A 16,551-nucleotide genomic window follows, 5' to 3' on the forward strand; every position below is an offset into this window, starting at 1 on the left:
TTGAATTTNCGGCGTCCGGNAGGATGGTCCGTATTCTCCGCGTGACATTCCACCCGGATCCACCCGGAATGGGCGGTTCAGTCGCAAGCCGTTTACCGCCGGTTGATCGGGAGGGTACATTCCGGCGCGGAAAGGCCACGCTGGGCGCAAGAGACAGCACCCCACGCCGGCCGGAGAAGACCGGCCTGCTCCCGTAACCAGCCTGGTCTCACCCACCGGTTGGTCCTACCGCTGCCGCGGTCCCCCGCCCGGGTCGGTGCCACCGCCGCCCTGCGCTGGCTTCACCCGTCCCCGGCGGGCGCGCCGTGAGCCGACGACCCCTGGGTCTGGCACACGCGGTAGCAGTCGTAGACACCGCCGACGCCGCGCACGGCGCCGAGCACCTTGTCCAGTTGCTCCGGCCCGGTGACCTCGATCGTGAAACGCGCATGCGCGACCCGATCATCGGATGTGGTCGTCGAGGCCGCGCGGACGGACGCCGAGATCTCCGAGAGCACCTCGGTGATGTCCGCGAGCAGCCCGTAGCGGTCGAACGCCTCGACGGCGATCTCCGCGGGAAAAATCTGCGCCTGTGGTGCCGACCAGGTCGCCACCGCGACGCGCTCGCGGTCCGACCCCGCCTCGGTGGCGTTCATGCACTCCCGGCGGTGCAGAGACACGGTGCTGCCGTGCGTCGCGAAGCCGACGACCACGTCTCCGGGCAGCGGAAGGCAACATCGCGCCAGCCTCGCCGGCACCCGACCACCCACCCCGTCGTCTGCCACGGCCGCGAGGCTGGGCATCCCACGCCGGGCGATCGGACGGGTCGGCGACGGCAGGCCCGACGAGGCGCCGTCCGCGCCGCCGGCGGTCCGCGCCCCGCCGCCGCTCCCGGACCGGGTGGTCGTGACGCCCGGCTCGGCCGCCCCGGCGGCGGTGTCCCTGCGCTGCCGGGCCAGCCGGCGCCGGATACGTACCCGGGCCCGGGAGGTCCTGACGAAGTGCAACCAGTCCTCCGACGGTCCCGCGCCGGGGAGGTTGGAGGTCAGGATCTCGACGACGTCGCCGTTGCGCAGCCGGGTATGCAACGGGACGAGCCGACCGTTGACCCGGGCGCCGATCGCCCGGTGCCCGATGTCGGTGTGCACGGCGTAGGCGACGTCCACCGGGGAGGACCGGGCCGGCAGTGCGAGCATCCTGCCCTTGGGCGTGAACGCCAGCACCTCGTCGGCATCCAGGTCTGAGGACAGCGACTCGAGGAACTCGTCCGAGTCGACCTCCTCCTGCCAGTCCAGCAAGCTGTGCAACCAGGACAGGCCCTCCAGGCGGGCGCCNTCCNCGCCNGGGCCGACCGGNCGGGNGACGATCCCNGTCTCGGCCAGCCGGTGCATCGACGGCGTCCTGATCTGGATGTCGAGGGAGCGGCCGGCGCCGTCGGTCACCGTCGTGTGCAGGGACTGGTACATGTTGAACTTCGGGGTAGCCACGAAGTCGCGCAGCCTGCCGGGCACCGGTCGCCACAGGGCGTGGATGACACCCAGCGCCGCGTAACAGTCCGTCACCTCGTCAACGAGCACGAGGACGCGGACGAGGTCGGTGTAGTCCTGGACGGGCCGGTTGCGCTCCTGAGCCCGCTTGTAGATCGAGAACAGGTGGCTGACCCGGATGGAGACGGCGCCGTCGATGCGAGCCCCCGCGAGCCCGGCTCGCAACCGTGCCACCAGCGCCGCGACGGTTCCGGCCGCGCGCTCAGCGGCGGTGAACTCGTCCACCGTGGCGGCAATCCGGGCGTGCTCGGCGGGATGGAGCACGGCGAACGCCCGGTCCTCCAGCTCTCGCTTGATCACACTGACGCCGAGCCGGTGGGCCAGCGGGGCCAGGACCTCGAGCGTGACCCGGGAGATCTTCACCTGTTTGGGAGGGGACATGAAGGCGAGCGTGCGCATGTTGTGCAACCGGTCCGCGATCTTGATGACCAGTACTCGGTAGTCCCGGGCCAAGGCCACGATCAGCTTGCGCAGCGTCTCGGCCTCCGCGGCCTCCCCGAACCGCATCTTGTCCAGCTTGGTGACACCGTCGACGAGGTTGGCCACCTCCGCGCCGAACTCCTGGGTGACGGAGTCGAGGGTGTACCCGGTGTCCTCGACCGTGTCATGCAGCAGGGCAGCGATCAGGGTAGTCGTGTCCACCCCCAGCTCCGCGAGGACCTCGGTGACGGCGAGGGGATGGCTGATGTACGGATCCCCGCTGCGCCGCATCTGACCGGCGTGCAGCCGCTCGGCGACGCCGTAGGCGTGCACCAGCAGGCCGATGTCGGCGCGCGGATGATAGTCGCGATGCGCCTCGACGATGTCACGCAGCTCCGGCGGCACCTGGGACATCCGCGGTGTCGCCATCCGCCGGGCCAGGTGGGCGAGACGCACGCTCGCCTGCCGGGCCGCCGACAGGGCCCGGGAGGCCTCGTCGGCACCGCCGTCGGCCCGGGACAGCGCGGGGGTCAGACCGCCGCCGGCCGGCAGACCCGCACCCACGGTCTCAGCATCCACGGCACCCCCCTGATTCGACCCGTTNGACCTGTACGCCCGAGGTAACGCGGAAACAGCCGTATACGCCCTCGATGGCACGCACCGCACTCAGGATGTGCCGGAGATGCTTGGCGTCTCCCATCTCGAACGTGAAGCGGCTGACCGCCACCTGATCCCGTGTGGTGGCCACCGACGCCGACAGGATGTTCACGTGCCGGTCGGACAGTACCCGGGTGNCATCCGAAAGTAGTTTGGTACGGTCCATCGCCTCGACCTGGATCACGACGAGGAACACCGAGCCCGACGACGGCGCCCACTCGACCTGGACCGTGCGGTCGTGCGGCCCGCCGCGCAGCCCCGACAGGTTGGAGCAGTCCGTCCGGTGGACCGACACGCCCTTGCCCCGGGTGACGAAACCGGCGATCTCGTCGCCGGGCATGGGGGTGCAGCAGCGGGCGAGCTTCGTCCACACGTCGGGAGCACCGGTGACGAGCACCCCCGCCTCCCCGGTCGAGCGACGCAGCGTGCGGATCGGCAGCTCGGTCTCACCCGCGTCCTCCTCGGCCCCCTCCGGACCGCCGAGGGCCACGAGCAGCCGCGAGACCACCNACTGGGCGCTGACGTGGTTCTCCCCCACGGCCGCGTAGAGGGCGGCCACGTCGGCGTAGCGCAGGTCCTTGGCCAGGTTCAACAGCGCGTCCCCGCTCATCAGGCGGGACAGCGGCAGGCCGTGGCGGCGCATCGCGCGGCCGATCGCGTCGCGGCCGGCGACGATCGCGTCCTCCCGGCGCCCACGGGCGTGCCACTGGCGGATCTTCGTCCTGGCCCGCGACGAACGGACGAACATCAACCAGTCCTCGCTCGGGCCGGCCGAATGGGCCCGCGAGGTGAAGATCTCGACCGCGTCGCCGTTGTCCAGCGGGGTGTCCAGGGCCGCGAGACGGCCGTTGATCCGGGCCCCGACGCACTGGTGGCCGATGTCGGTGTGCACCGCGTAAGCGAAGTCCACCGAGGTCGACCCGGCAGGCAGCGGGATGACGTCGCCCTTGGGGGTGAAGACGAAAACCTCGTCGGTCTCGGCGGCGAACCGCAGGCTGTCGAGGAACTCTCCCGGGTCCGCGGTCTCCCGCTGCCAGTCGAGCACCTGACGCAGCCAGGTCATGAGGTCCGCATCGGGTCCGCCCTTGCGCCGACCGGCCCGCCCGCCCTCCGGGGTCCCCGCCGAGGGCCGGGCCGCAACCCCGTCCTCCTTGTACTTCCAGTGCGCGGCAATGCCGTACTCGGCCCGGTTGTGCATCGCGTGCGTGCGGATCTGCAGCTCGACCGGTTTGCCCTCGGGACCGATGACCGTCGTGTGCAAGGACTGGTACATGTTGAACTTGGGCATCGCGATGTAGTCCTTGAACCGGCCGGGAATCGGCTTCCAGGTCGCGTGCACGGTACCCAGCGTGGCATAGCAGTCCCGGACCGAGTCGACCAGGACGCGGATGCCGACCAGATCATAGATGTCGTCGAAGGAACGGCCGCGCACCACCATCTTCTGGTAGATCGAGTAATAGTGCTTCGGCCGCCCGGAGACGACCGCCTTGATCCGCGCGTCCCGCAGGCCGACCTGTACCTGCCCGATCACCTCGGCCAGATAGACGTCCCGGCTCGGGGCCCGGTCAGCGACCAGCCGGACGATCTCGTCGTACCGTTTCGGATACAACGCGGCGAACGAGAGGTCCTCCAGCTCCCACTTCAACGAGTTCATGCCGAGCCGGTGGGCGAGCGGGGCGTAGACCTCGAGCGTCTCCCGAGCCTTGCGTTCCTGCTTGTGCTCGGGCAGAAAGCGCAGGGTACGCATGTTGTGCAGGCGGTCGGCGAGCTTGACCACCAGCGCGCGTGGGTCGCGGGCCATCGCGACGACCATCCGGCGGATGGTCTCCGCCTGGGCCGCCTCGCCGACCTTGACCCGGTTGAGCTTGCTGACCGCGTCGACGATGAGCGCGATATGGTCACCGAAGGTGTCCCGGATTGCATCGACGGTAAGCGTCGTCTCCTCGAGGGTGTCGTGCAGCAACGCCGCGGACAGCGTCGCGGTGTCCATCCCCAGATCGGCGAGGATGCTCGCGACCGCGATCGGATGAGTGATGTACGGGTGGCCGGAGAAGCGCACCTGGCCGGCGTGCGCGGCGTCGGCGACCTCGAACGCCTGCTGCACCTGGGCGATGTCGGCGCGCGGGTGGTTCGCGAGCAGCCCACGCAGCACCGGGTCGAGAGCCGAGGGAGGCGTCGCCCGGTGCGTCGCAAGGCGGGAGAGCCGACCGCGTACCCGACGCGGCAGCGGCGGCGACTCGTGCCCCAACCGGGGGACGACCGGGGAACCGTCCTCGGGACGCCGTCCCATGCCGACCGCGGTGACCAGCTCGGACCCCCCCGGGGATCCACCCGGCGGCTCCTGCCCGCGGACGTCGCCACCATCCGCAGCCGGCGGCTGTGCCGGCCCGTGGACTGCCGGCCCGTGGACTGCCGGCCCGTGGACTGCCGGCCCGTGGACTGCCGGCCCGTGGACTGCCGACTCACGCGCCGCCGATCCGGCGGTGGCCCGCGCGGCATCGCCCACCGGCCGGGGCTCCCGGAAGGGAGTGACGGCGGGCTGCGAAACTCCGGTGGTCACCGGCGCTGCCTCGGGCACGGACCGCTCCTGCGTAAGGACTAGACACCGAGCCTAACGCCGCACTGGTCAGAAGCCTTCCGCGGACCTCGCCCGGGCGAGGTCAAATCGTCAGAAGGGAGACGACATCGAGCGGCGCGACCCGATCACGGCCCGGTAGGAAGGACAGCTCCATGAGGACCGCCAGCCCCACGACCTCCCCGCCACCAGCCGCGAGCAGGCTGTGTGCGGCGGCCGCGGTGCCACCGGTGGCCAACACGTCGTCAACGAGCAGGACCCGGTCGCCGTCGTGCACCGCGTCGGCGTGGATCTCGATCGTGGCGGCGCCGTACTCCAGGTCGTAGGAGGCGCTTCGGGTCGGCCCCGGCAGCTTGCCCTGCTTACGGATCGGCACGAGGCCGGTGCCCAGCCGGTCCGCGACCGGCGCGGCTAGCAGGAAGCCCCGCGCCTCGATGCCGGCGATCGTGGTGGCCCCCAGCGCCCGGGCCGCGTCCGCCAGCGCACCGATGACCACCCCGAAGGCGGTCGGCGTCGCGAGCAGCGGGGTGATGTCTTTGAACACGACCCCTGGCTGCGGCCAGTCGGGAATGTCGCGGATGTGGCCACGCAGGACCTCGGCGACCGCGTCGTGCGCGGCGGACCGCTGCGGTGCGTCGTCGATGCTCGTCATCGTGCCGCTTCTCCCACCTTCAGGGTCGTCTGGACTTCAGGGTTGCCCGGACATCAGGATCGTCCCGACATCAAGATCGTCCGGAGATCCGCGGCCACCCGATCGGAGCCCCGCCCAGATCCGCGCGGCCGGCGACCTGGCTCACCGGCGTTTCTTACCGCTCGGCCGTCCGCGCCGCCCGGGTTTGCGCCCCGCGGCGCGCCGGGCAGGGGGCGCGCCCGACGGTCGTCGGGCGGCACCGCCCAGGTTCGCCCCGGCCGGAACCGGTTCACGCGCGCCGGAGACGGGAGCGTCCTCACCCCAGCCGGCCGGATCGACCGCCGCGCCGGCGGGAACAGCCGTGCCCGGCACACCCGCGGCGGCCCGGACCCGCCTGGCGCGCTCACGGGCGACCCGCGCATCCAGCGCCCGCACGGCGGGATCGCCGCGCTTGAGGTCGACGAGCAGCGGCGTGGCAAAGAACAGGGAGGAGTATGTACCGGAGGCGATACCGACGAACTGGGCGAGCGCGAGGTCCTTCAGCGTGCCGGCACCGAGCAGACCGGCGCCGACGAAGAGGAGGGATGCGACCGGGATGAGGGCGATGAGGGAGGTGTTCAGTGAACGCACCAACGTCTCGTTGAGCGCGTCGTTCGTCGCCTCCGCGTAGGTCCGCCGCGTCGACGTGCCCATGCCCGCGGTGTTCTCCCGCACCCGGTCGAACACCACCACCGTGTCGTACAGGGAGAATCCGAGGATCGTCAGCACGGCGATGACCGTCGACGGCGTCACCTCGAAACCTACCAGCGAGTAGACACCCATGGTGACGACGAGGTCGTGAACAAGAGCGGCCATCGCCGCGAGCGCCATCCTCCACTCGAACCGTACCGAGAGGTAGATCACGACGAGCACGAGGAAGACGGCCAGGCCCTGGAGGGCCTTGTTCGTGATCGTCGATCCCCAGGACGAGCCGACGGTCGACACGGCGATGTCGCGGTCCGGGTTCGACACCGAGAAGCGCTTGGCCAACGCGCCGGTCAGCTCACGGGTCTGGGCGTCGGAGAGGGTCGGCGTCTGGATCCGGAACTGGTGGGAGGTCTCCAGTTGCTGGACCACACTGTCCGCCGGGTCGAGCCCGATGCCGGACAGCGTGTCCTCGACCTGCGCGACGGTACCGCCACCGCTGGGTAGCTGGAAGACCGCGCCACCGGAGAACTCGATACCGAAGGTGAAGCCACGGAAGATCATGCTGATGATGCAGACGGCGACCACGACGCCGGAGACGGCATACCAGGCCTTGCGCCGGCCGACGAAGTCGACGTTGAAGTCGCTGCGGTAGATCCGCCCGACCAGTGCCATCTCAGCTCTCCCGCCTCTGCCCGGCCGGCGCCGGCCGCTTGGCCAGTCGCGCCCGGGTGGAAGCGGCCGGCGCCACGCCACCGCCACGCCCGCCGAGGGTCTTCGGACTCAGGCCCGAGTACCGGCTGACCGAGAACAGTCTGCGCCGCACCAGCAACGTCACCAACGGCCGGGTGAAGATAAACATGATCACGACATCGCTCAACGTCGACAGCCCGAGCGTAAAGGCGAAGCCGCGCACCGAGCCGATCGACAGGATGTAGAGGACCGCGGCGGCCAGGAAGGAAACCGTGTCCGCGGAGAGCATCGTGCGCCGCGCGGCGGGCCAGGCACGATCCGTGGCCGCCCGGACCGTGCGACCGGCCCGGACCTCGTCTTTGATCCGTTCGAAGTAGACCACGAACGAGTCCGCCGTGACACCGATCGACACGATCAGGCCGGCGATGCCGGCCAGGGTCAGCGTGAACCCGATCGCCACGCCGAGCAGCACCACCGAGGCGTAGATCAGCAGACCGCTGACGGCGAGGGAGATGATCACGACCATGCCCAGCGCCCGGTAGTACAGGAAGGAGTAGGCGATGACGAGAACGAGTCCGATGGCGCCGGCGAGCAGTCCGCCGTGCAGCGAGTCACGACCGAGGGTCGGCGAGATGGACTCGGCCTGGGAGCGCTCGAAGGCCAGGGGAAGGGCACCGTAGCGCAGCACGTTGGCGAGGTCCTCGGCGTCGGACTGGCTGAAGCCGCCGGAGATCTGGGCCGATCCGGGGATGCGCTCGTTGGTCTGCGGCGCGGACTGCACCACCCCGTCGAGCACGATCGCAACCTGCTTGCCGATCGTGCTCTCGGTCAGCTTGGTGAACTTGTTCTGGCCCGGACCGGTGAACTCGACGTTCACGACCCACTGCCCGGTGGTGATGCCCGTGGTCCCGCCGCCGCCCTGCAGGCCCGCGGAGGCGGTCTTCACATCCGTCCCGACCACCGTGGCCGGCTTGAGCAGGTACTTCGTCGTCCCGGTCCGGTCACAGGCGGCGGTCCAGTCCTGCGGGCGGTCGGTGCTGACCGAGGCTTTGCGGACGTCGGCCGCTGCGCACGTCAGCGACTCGTAGCGAGCGAACACGTCGGCAGGCGGGCTGTCCCCGGTCGACCCGGTCGACCCGGTCGCCGCCGGCGCGGGGGCCGGGGCCGGAGAAGCCGAGGCCACCGGAGAAGCCGAGGCCGCGCCCACCGCGGGTGTGCCCGCGGCGGTCAGCGACACCGGCTGGGCGATCAGGCCGCGGCCCGTGCCGTCACCGAGCGCGGCCGGTTTGTTCGACGCGGCGGGNGCCGGGGNTGACGGCGCGATGCTCGGCGTGCTCTGGCCGGCCGTCGGGGCCGGCTGGCCCGTCGCACCCGGCGTGGGTGCGGAGGCCGCCCCAGTGGGGGTGGGCACCGGGGTGGCCTGGCCGGACGTGGCGACCTCACGGAAACGCAGTTCAGCGGTCTGCCCGACCAGATCCACGACGTCGTTGCGGCCGCGGCCGGGCACCGAGATCTCGATCTGGTTGCCGGTACGATGAACCTCGGACTCGGCGACGCCCAAGCCGTCAACGCGCTGCCGGATGATGTCGACGGCCTGGTTGACGGCACCACTGTCGACGTTGTTTCCCTGCGTGGCACGAGGCGTGAGGATGACGCTCGTCCCGCCCTGCAGGTCGAGCCCGAGCCGGGGCTTCCAGTTTCCGGTAGCGGCCATGAGGCCGTAGAGGACGACGATCAGACCGCCGAGGATCCCCAGCCGGGTCCAGACGGAGATCCCCCTGGGTACCCGTGCCGAGCCGCGTGCCACCTGCGAGTCCCTTCCTCACGCGCCGGTGTGCCGGCGCTCGTTCGTCTCGCCGCTGCCCGGACCGGCGGTGCCCAAAGTATCCGAACGAATGTCACCGAGGGTGCGTTCCGCTCCCCGAACGGTAGTGCTCGGTCAGGTGACCGGCGATCACAGCTCCTTGCGGGGCGGGTGTGTCGTTTCACCGCCCGTGCCGCCGTCCCCACCGGGGAGGCCACCGCCGGGATGCGACGCCTCGGCGCCACCGGGGCCGTCGGAACCGTCGTCGTGTGACCGGGGTTCCCCGGAGGACTCCCCGCCGTCCCCGGCTCCGCCGGGCGTACTGATCACCCGAGCGACCGCGCTGCGCGAGAAGCGGCAGACGACATCGGGCGCAACCTCCAGCAGGAGGTCGCCGTCCTCCATCTCGACGACCGTGGCGTAGAGACCAGCGGTGGTCATCACCAGGGTACCGGGAACGATCCGCGATATCTGCTGCTGTTGCGCCTTGGCGCGGCGCCGCTGCATCGAGAAGAAGTAGACGATCACCAGGATGAGGATCAGCGGGAACAGAAGCCCGCTGATCGAACTGCCCCCGTCCTTGCCGGCCGCCACCGAAGCTGCCACGAGTACGTGCACGTCCTGCCCTCCTGATGTGTTGCGGCGATCGTACGTATCGATCGGATGCCTGTGGTGGGCAGGGCGGTTGTGCCCGGCACACAGGACCTCCTCCGGCCGGAATGGCCGATGCTACGGGGACGACTCATCCCGGACGGAGTAATCACCTTCAGTGACTACTCCCCGGCCGACCGACCCTCTCACAGTCATTCTCCCTCGGTGAACAGCGAGACCTGGGTACGACCGAGCGGATCGGTGACGGGNTCCAGACCGAGGTGCTCGAAGGCGGCGGGAGTGGCCATCCGGCCCCGGGCGGTACGGATCAGCAGGCCGGCACGCAGCAGGAACGGCTCGGCCACGTCCTCCACCGTCTCCGGTTCCTCCCCGACCGACACGGCGAGCGTGGTGAGCCCGACCGGACCGCCGCCGAACCGGGTGACCAGCGCCTCCAGCACGGCCCGGTCGAGACGGTCCAGTCCGAGCCCGTCGACGTCGTAGATCCGCAGCGCCGCCTGGGCGATCTCGCGGGTGACCACGCCGTCGGCCCGCACCTCCGCGTAGTCGCGCACCCGGCGCAGCAACCGGTTGGCGATGCGGGGCGTACCACGCGACCGGCCAGCGACCTCGGCGGCTCCCTCGGCGGTGAGGGNGACCCCCAGCAGGCCGGCCGAGCGAGTCAGCACCCGGGCGAGCTCGTCGGCGTCGTAGAAGTCCAGATGGGCGGTGAACCCGAACCGATCCCGCAGCGGGCCGGTCAGCAGGCCCGACCGGGTGGTGGCCCCGACCAGCGTGAATGGCGACACGTCGAGGGGGATCGCGGTCGCGCCCGGGCCCTTGCCCAGGATGACGTCAACCCGGAAGTCCTCCATCGCGGCGTAGAGCAGTTCCTCGGCTGGCCGGGCGATCCGGTGAATCTCGTCGAGGAACAGGACCTCTCCCGGGGAGAGGGCAGTGAGGATCGCGACGAGATCCCCGGCGCGTTCGATCGCCGGCCCACTGGTCATCCGCAACGGAACCTCGAGCTCCTGCGCCATGATCATCGCAAGGCTGGTCTTGCCCAGACCGGGCGGGCCCGACAGCAGGACGTGGTCCGGCGGGCGACCACGCGCCCGCGCCCCCTCGAGCATGATTGTGAGCTGCTCGCGCACCTTACGCTGGCCGACGAACTCGGCCAGGGTGCGCGGACGCAGCCCGGCCTCGAAGGCGCGCTCCTCGGGACTCGCCGCGGCGGACACCAGGCCGTCGTCACTCATGTCCCACCTCCGCGTACCCCCGCCCCTCGACGTACCCCCGCTCCGACCGACCGCCGCCCCGGCTGACCACCGCCCGACGCGGTCGCGCGCCGCATGGCGGCGTCATAACGGCCCTCACCTGCGTAGCACGGCAAGACTCGCGCGCAGCAGGGTCGCGGTGTCGGGCGGAGCGCCGCCGGTTCCCGAGTCGGCCCCGGCCCGGGAACCCGGGGCGCCTTCCTTTCCCGGGACGTCTCCCTTGCCCGGGGCGGCCTGCTCGCCACCGGCTGCGGCGCCCTCGCCGACGGGCGCGGCCAGGACCACGAGCGCCCGGGACACGGCGGCGTCGGCCTCACGACCCGAGTAGCCCAGGCCCACCAGCGCCTCCCGCACGGTCGCCGCGACCCCGACGGCATCGGCCGGCATCGGTTCCGGTCCCGANGTCAGGCGCGGGCCGGGCAGCGGCGCACCGTCACCCGGCGGACCGAGCCGGTCCCGCAGGTCCAGGACGATGCGCTGCGCGCCCTTGCGCCCGATACCGGGGACCTTCGTCAGCACCGCGAGATCCTCCTCGGCGACGGCGCGGCGCACCGTGTCGGGATCGTGCACCCCGAGCACGGCCTGGGCGAGCTTGGGCCCGACCCCGGCCGCGCTCTGCAGGATCTCGAAGACGTCGCGCGCATCGGCGTCGGCGAAGCCGTAGAGGGTCAGCTCGGTCTCGCGCACGATCAGGGTGGTGGCGAGGGAGGCGGACTCCCCCACCCGCAGCCGCGACAGCGTCGACGGCGAGCAGTGGACGAGCAGGCCCACCCCGCCGACCTCGATGACGGCGGACAGCGGGGTCAGCGCGGTGACCGTGCCGGCCAACGACGCGATCATCGGGTGGGTCCGCCCGGCGCGGCGGAACGGAACCGGGCCAGCGCCGGCCCGCGCCACAGGTGGCAGAGCGCCAACGCGAGGGCGTCCGCCGCGTCGGCCGGGCGTGGCGCCTCGGTCAGNCCGAGCAATCTGGTGATCATAAAACTGACCTGCGCTTTGTCCGCCCGGCCGCTGCCGGTCACCGCGGCCTTCACCTCACTGGGCGTGTAGAGACCCACCGGCAGGCCTCGCCGGGCGGCCAGCACGATGGCGACCGCCCCGGCCTGCGCGGTGCCCATCACGGTACGCATGTTCGCCTGGCTGAAGACCTTCTCGACCGCGACCGCCTCCGGGCGGGTGCGATCGAGCCAGGCGTCGATGCCATCGGACACGGCGCACAACCGTTCGGCGACCTCGGCGGTGGCGGGGGNGCGCACCACCCCCACCTCGACCAGGTGGGCCCGGATGCCGAGGCCACCGTCGACGACCCCCAGGCCACACCGGGTCAGCCCCGGATCGACCCCCAGCACCCGCATCCACCCTCCCGACCGCACGTTCACAAGAACATTCGTTCGATTCTAGGGGCGGCGGCACAACCGGACATCCACGACACGCCCAACAGATCGCCCGAGAGGACGATCAGCTGCCGACGAGCTCCATCACGTCATCGGAGATGTCGGCATTGAACCAGACGTTCTGGACGTCATCGAGATCCTCGACCGCCTCGATGAGCTTGAGGACCTTGGCGGCGGGTTCGGCCTCCAGCGACACGCTCACACTCGGCAGCCAGGAGATGTCCGCGGAGGTGACCGCCAGGCCGGCATCGGTGGCGGCCACCCGCACGGCGTGCAGATCGGTCGCCTCGGAGACCACCTCGAAGGCCTCCCCGACGTCGTTGACCTCCTCCGCGCCGGCGTCGAGCACAGCGAGCAGTACGTCGTCCTCGGTGAGGCCGGCGGTCTTCTCGATAAGCACGACACCCTTGCGGTTGAACAGGTACGACACCGACCCCGGGTCGGCCACCGTGCCGCNGTTACGGGTGATCGCCACCCGGACATCCGACGCCGCCCGGTTACGGTTGTCGGTCAGGCACTCCACGAGGATCGCCACCCCGCCCGGGCCGTACGCCTCATAGGTGATGTCCTCGTAGTTCACCCCACCGGCGAGCTCGCCGGAACCCCGCTTGACGGCCCGTTCGATGTTGTCGTTCGGCACGGACTGCGACTTCGCCTTGGCGATGGCGTCGGCGAGCGTCGGGTTGCCCGCGGGGTCTCCGCCGCCCGTCTTGGCCGCCACCTCGACCGTCTTGATCAGTTTGGCGAACAGCTTGCCCCGGCGGGCATCGATGACCGCCTTCTTGTGCTTGGTGGTCGCCCACTTGGAGTGGCCGCTCATGACCTGCCTCTCTTGCGCCCGATCATCGACCGGACCCGGACGATCGGACGCTGTCGACGAATAGCCGGTGCACCCGGGCATCACCGGTCAGCTCCGGATGGAACGCGGTGGCCAGCAGCGGTCCTTGGCGGACCGTCACCGGCGCCTCGGCGACACGGGCCAGGACCTCGACCGCGTCTCCTGCCTTTTCTACCCATGGTGCCCGGATGAAGACCGCGTGCACAGGTGGCCCCGCCACCCCGACGACCTCGAGGTGTGCCTCGAACGAGTCCACCTGCCGGCCGAAGGCGTTACGCCGGACGACGATGTCCAGTCCGCCGATCAGTGGTTGATCCGGCCGACCGCCCACGACGTCCCGCGCAAGCAGGATCATGCCAGCACATGAACCGAACACGGGCAACCCCGCGGCCACCGCCGCCCGCAACGGCTCCAACAGCTCGAACACGCGCAGCAACCGGCCGATCGTGGTGGATTCACCTCCGGGCAGGACGAGCCCGTCGACCTCGGCGAGCTCCACCGCGTGGCGCACCGCCACCGGCCGCGCGCCGGCCTCGGTGAGCGCCCGGGCGTGCTCGCGCACATCCCCCTGCAACGCGAGGATGCCGATCCGCGGGCCACTCACCAGCCGCGGTCGGCGTAGCGGGCTTCCGGGGGAAGCTCGGTGACGTTGATGCCCACCATCGCCTCGCCAAGGCCCCGGGAGACCTTCACCAGAACGTCGGGGTCCTTGAACATGGTGGTCGCCTCGACGATGGCCCGAGCGCGGCGCGCCGGGTCCCCGGACTTGAAGATCCCGGACCCGACGAACACCCCGTCCGCGCCGAGCTGCATCATCAGCGCCGCGTCCGCCGGGGTGGCGATACCGCCGGCGGTGAACAGCACGACGGGCAGCCGACCGAGCCGGGCCACCTCGGCGACCAGCTCGACCGGGGCGCGCAGCTCCTTGGCCGCCGCGTAGAGCTCCTCGGCGGGCAGCCCCGACAGCCGGGCGATCTCCGCCCGGATGGTACGCATGTGCACCACGGCGTTGGACNCCTCGCCGGTGCCCGCCTCACCCTTGGAACGGATCATCGCCGCGCCCTCGGCGATCCGGCGCAGCGCCTCCCCCAGGTTGGTGGCTCCGCAGACGAACGGCACCGTGAAGCGCCACTTGTCGATGTGGTGGTGCGGGTCGGCAGGCGTGAGAACCTCGGACTCGTCGACGTAGTCCACCCCGAGCGCCTGCAGCACCTGTGCCTCGACGAAATGCCCGATCCGGGCCTTGGCCATGACCGGGATGGAGACCGCCTCGATGATCTCCGAGATCATGTCGGGATCACTCATCCGCGCCACCCCACCCTGCGCCCGGATGTCGGCGGGAACCCGCTCCAGCGCCATCACCGCGACGGCGCCGGCGTCCTCGGCGATGCGGGCCTGCTCGGCGGTGACCACATCCATGATCACACCGCCCTTGAGCATCTCCGCCATGCCGCGCTTGACGCGGGCGGTACCGGCATGCCGGGCGGAGTCGGTCGCCGGGCCGGCGGCGGGGGCAGTCTGGCCCTCGGACATGATGTGCCGTCTCTTTTCACTGGGTCGGGTCGCCAGGGCCGCTGGGTACCGGCATGTCTGGCACCTGCATGTCGGCTACCCCACCGGATGGTTCCCGTACGGGTGGGTCGGTTTTCCATGGTACGGCGATCTCGCGACCGGCCGGGCCATCAGGAGGCCAGCCCCGGCAGGTCGTCGCGAGGGACGCCCTCGCCACGGATCGGCAGGGCGTCGTCGATCTCGAAGTAGCTGGCCGGCGGCCGGCGGCCGGCCAGGTGCGCCATCCGCACCACGCGTCGACCGGCGAGTGCCCGCAGGTCGCGGACCGCGTCGTTGTGGAACTGCCGGGCGAGCGCGACCCGGGCCGCGCAGGAGTCGACCGCATGCAGCTCGGCGGGGTGGTGCTGGCCGGCCGCGGCGACCTCGGCGGACCGTAACGCCCGGCTCAGGGCATTCTCGCTCTGCTCGACCGCGGCGTCCAACGCCCCCCCGGCGAGCAGGTCCGGATAGGCCGTTCGGGCCCGGGCCACGCTCTCGCCCAGCTCGGCCAGCTCACATCGCAGGGCCAGCTCGCGCGCGGCGTCGGCGCGGGCGACCAGGTGCGCCACCAGCCCACCGCGGGCGTCCGCGACCCGGGCCGCGAGTCGGTCGAGCCGAGTGGCCAGCCAGGTCAGATAGGTCGNGATCGCCACCACCAAGGCGACCACCACCACGACGACGGTCATCCCGCGCAGCGTAACCAACGGCCGAATGTGACGTGGCTCTGGTACCGGGGCAGGTCAGTTACCACTCCTCGCGTCGCCCCGGACCGGCAACCGCGTCGCCGTCGCGACCGACACCCGCATGTCCCCGGAGACCATCTGGTACACCCCGACGATCCGCTCGGCGATGGCCCGCCAGTCGTAGGCGGTGACGACGGCGCGACCGCGTTCCACCAGCCGCGCGGCGCCGGCGGGATCACGCAGCACCTGGGCCAGGGTCGCGGCCAGCCGCGCGGGATCGCCGACGTCGAACAGCCTGCCGGCGCGCCCGTCATCGAGGACCCGGCGGAAGGCGTCGATGTCGCTGGCCACCACCGGGGTCCCGGTCGCCATCGCCTCGAGCAGCACGATCCCGAAGCTCTCCTGACCGGTGTTCGGGGCGCAGTAGACCTGCCCGGAGGCGAAAACCCGGGGCTTGTCAGCGTCGGAGACCATGCCGACGAGGTCGACCCGCGAGCGCAGGGTGGGCTCCAGCCGGGCCCGCACCGCCGCCCCGTCACCGGGCCCCGCCACCAGCAGCCGGACACCGTCGATCTCGGCGGCGAGCGCAGGCAGGGCGGCGAGCAGCACGTCAAGGCCCTTGCGCGGCTCGTCGATACGCCCGAGGAACACGACGGTGGGCCGCCCGTCGTCGTAGTCGGGCAGGGGCCGGGCGCCGGCGAAGTTCTGCACCGCCACCCCGTTCGGGATCAGGATGGCGTCGGCGCCCAGATGCTCGACGAGGGTGCGCCGGGCCGCCTCGGAGACCGCGATCCGAGCCCGCAGCTTCTCGAACGACGGCTGCAGCGCGCCCTGGGCCGCGGTGAGGAACCGCGACCGGGGGTTGGCGGTGTGGAAGGTGGCGACGATCGGTCCATCGGCCAGCATGCAGGCCAGGAGGCTGACGCTGGGCGCGGTCGGTTCGTGGGCGTGCAGGACATCGAAGTCGTGCTCACGCAGCCAACGGCGGACCCGGGCGGCCGAGACCGGGCCCATCAGGAGCCGGGCGACGGAGCCGTTGTAGGGCAGCGGTAACGCCCGACCCGCGTCCACCGCGTAGGGCGGCAGGGTCCGTTCGTCGTCCACCGGGGTGATGACGGACACCTCGTGACCGGCGGCGATCAGGGTCTCGGCGAGGTCACGCACGTGCGCCTGGACCCCGCCCGGTACGTCCCAGGCATAGGGGCAGGCCAGACCGATCTTCACGGC

At 71.3% G+C, this 16,551-nt stretch carries 14 protein-coding genes; all 14 read right to left on the bottom strand.

The window, feature by feature from the left end:
• Positions 1-281: 281 nt before the first annotated feature.
• A complete protein-coding gene (locus CED_RS04635; RefSeq protein WP_035908756.1) occupies positions 282-2,525 on the bottom strand; it encodes a bifunctional (p)ppGpp synthetase/guanosine-3',5'-bis(diphosphate) 3'-pyrophosphohydrolase in 2,244 nt (747 codons plus the stop codon).
• Positions 2,515-5,181 carry a bifunctional (p)ppGpp synthetase/guanosine-3',5'-bis(diphosphate) 3'-pyrophosphohydrolase gene (locus tag CED_RS04640; protein ID WP_051868664.1) on the bottom strand — a complete coding sequence of 889 codons (2,667 nt, stop codon included), beginning with the start codon at positions 5,179-5,181 and terminating at the stop codon, positions 2,515-2,517. The genes CED_RS04635 and CED_RS04640 overlap by 11 nt, the downstream gene beginning before the upstream one ends.
• An 82-nt stretch (positions 5,182-5,263) precedes the next feature.
• A complete protein-coding gene (locus CED_RS04645; RefSeq protein WP_011435817.1) occupies positions 5,264-5,830 on the bottom strand; it encodes an adenine phosphoribosyltransferase in 567 nt (188 codons plus the stop codon).
• Between the two features lie 141 nt (positions 5,831-5,971).
• The gene (gene secF / locus CED_RS04650; protein WP_011435816.1) at positions 5,972-7,168 is read right to left on the bottom strand and encodes a protein translocase subunit SecF; all 1,197 of its coding nucleotides are present in this window, start codon (positions 7,166-7,168) and stop codon (positions 5,972-5,974) included.
• 1 nt (position 7,169) lies between these two features.
• Positions 7,170-8,993 carry a protein translocase subunit SecD gene (secD, locus tag CED_RS04655; RefSeq protein ID WP_035908757.1) on the bottom strand — a complete coding sequence of 608 codons (1,824 nt, stop codon included), beginning with the start codon at positions 8,991-8,993 and terminating at the stop codon, positions 7,170-7,172.
• A gap of 147 nt (positions 8,994-9,140) precedes the next feature.
• Positions 9,141-9,608 (bottom strand): preprotein translocase subunit YajC, encoded by a 468-nt coding sequence (gene yajC, locus CED_RS22150; protein WP_011435814.1) that lies wholly within the window; start codon positions 9,606-9,608, stop codon positions 9,141-9,143.
• Between the two features lie 185 nt (positions 9,609-9,793).
• Entirely contained in the window at positions 9,794-10,840 is a 1,047-nt protein-coding gene (ruvB, locus tag CED_RS04665) for a Holliday junction branch migration DNA helicase RuvB (RefSeq protein WP_035908759.1), read from the bottom strand.
• 114 nt (positions 10,841-10,954) lie between these two features.
• Positions 10,955-11,698 (bottom strand): Holliday junction branch migration protein RuvA, encoded by a 744-nt coding sequence (gene ruvA / locus CED_RS04670; RefSeq protein WP_011435812.1) that lies wholly within the window; start codon positions 11,696-11,698, stop codon positions 10,955-10,957.
• Positions 11,695-12,213, bottom strand: coding sequence for a crossover junction endodeoxyribonuclease RuvC (ruvC, locus tag CED_RS04675; RefSeq protein WP_035732886.1), 519 nt, complete (start codon positions 12,211-12,213; stop codon positions 11,695-11,697). The genes ruvA and ruvC overlap by 4 nt, the downstream gene beginning before the upstream one ends.
• Positions 12,214-12,316: 103 nt before the next feature.
• Positions 12,317-13,072, bottom strand: coding sequence for a YebC/PmpR family DNA-binding transcriptional regulator (locus CED_RS04680; protein ID WP_035908761.1), 756 nt, complete (start codon positions 13,070-13,072; stop codon positions 12,317-12,319).
• A gap of 22 nt (positions 13,073-13,094) precedes the next feature.
• Entirely contained in the window at positions 13,095-13,694 is a 600-nt protein-coding gene (gene pdxT / locus CED_RS04685; RefSeq protein ID WP_011435809.1) for a pyridoxal 5'-phosphate synthase glutaminase subunit PdxT, read from the bottom strand.
• Positions 13,691-14,623, bottom strand: coding sequence for a pyridoxal 5'-phosphate synthase lyase subunit PdxS (gene pdxS, locus CED_RS04690; RefSeq protein WP_035732888.1), 933 nt, complete (start codon positions 14,621-14,623; stop codon positions 13,691-13,693). Before pdxS ends, pdxT begins: the two co-directional genes overlap by 4 nt.
• Before the next feature lie 149 nt (positions 14,624-14,772).
• On the bottom strand, positions 14,773-15,327 hold the full coding sequence (locus tag CED_RS04695) for a hypothetical protein (RefSeq protein ID WP_035908762.1): 555 nt from the start codon (positions 15,325-15,327) through the stop codon (positions 14,773-14,775).
• 54 nt (positions 15,328-15,381) lie between these two features.
• Complete coding sequence (locus CED_RS04700; RefSeq protein WP_011435806.1) at positions 15,382-16,548, bottom strand: glycosyltransferase family 4 protein; 1,167 nt, start codon at positions 16,546-16,548, stop codon at positions 15,382-15,384.
• Positions 16,549-16,551 lie beyond the last annotated feature (3 nt).

Origin of the sequence: Frankia sp. CeD (assembly GCF_000732115.1) — a bacterium.
Classification (GTDB): domain Bacteria; phylum Actinomycetota; class Actinomycetes; order Frankiales; family Frankiaceae; genus Frankia; species Frankia casuarinae.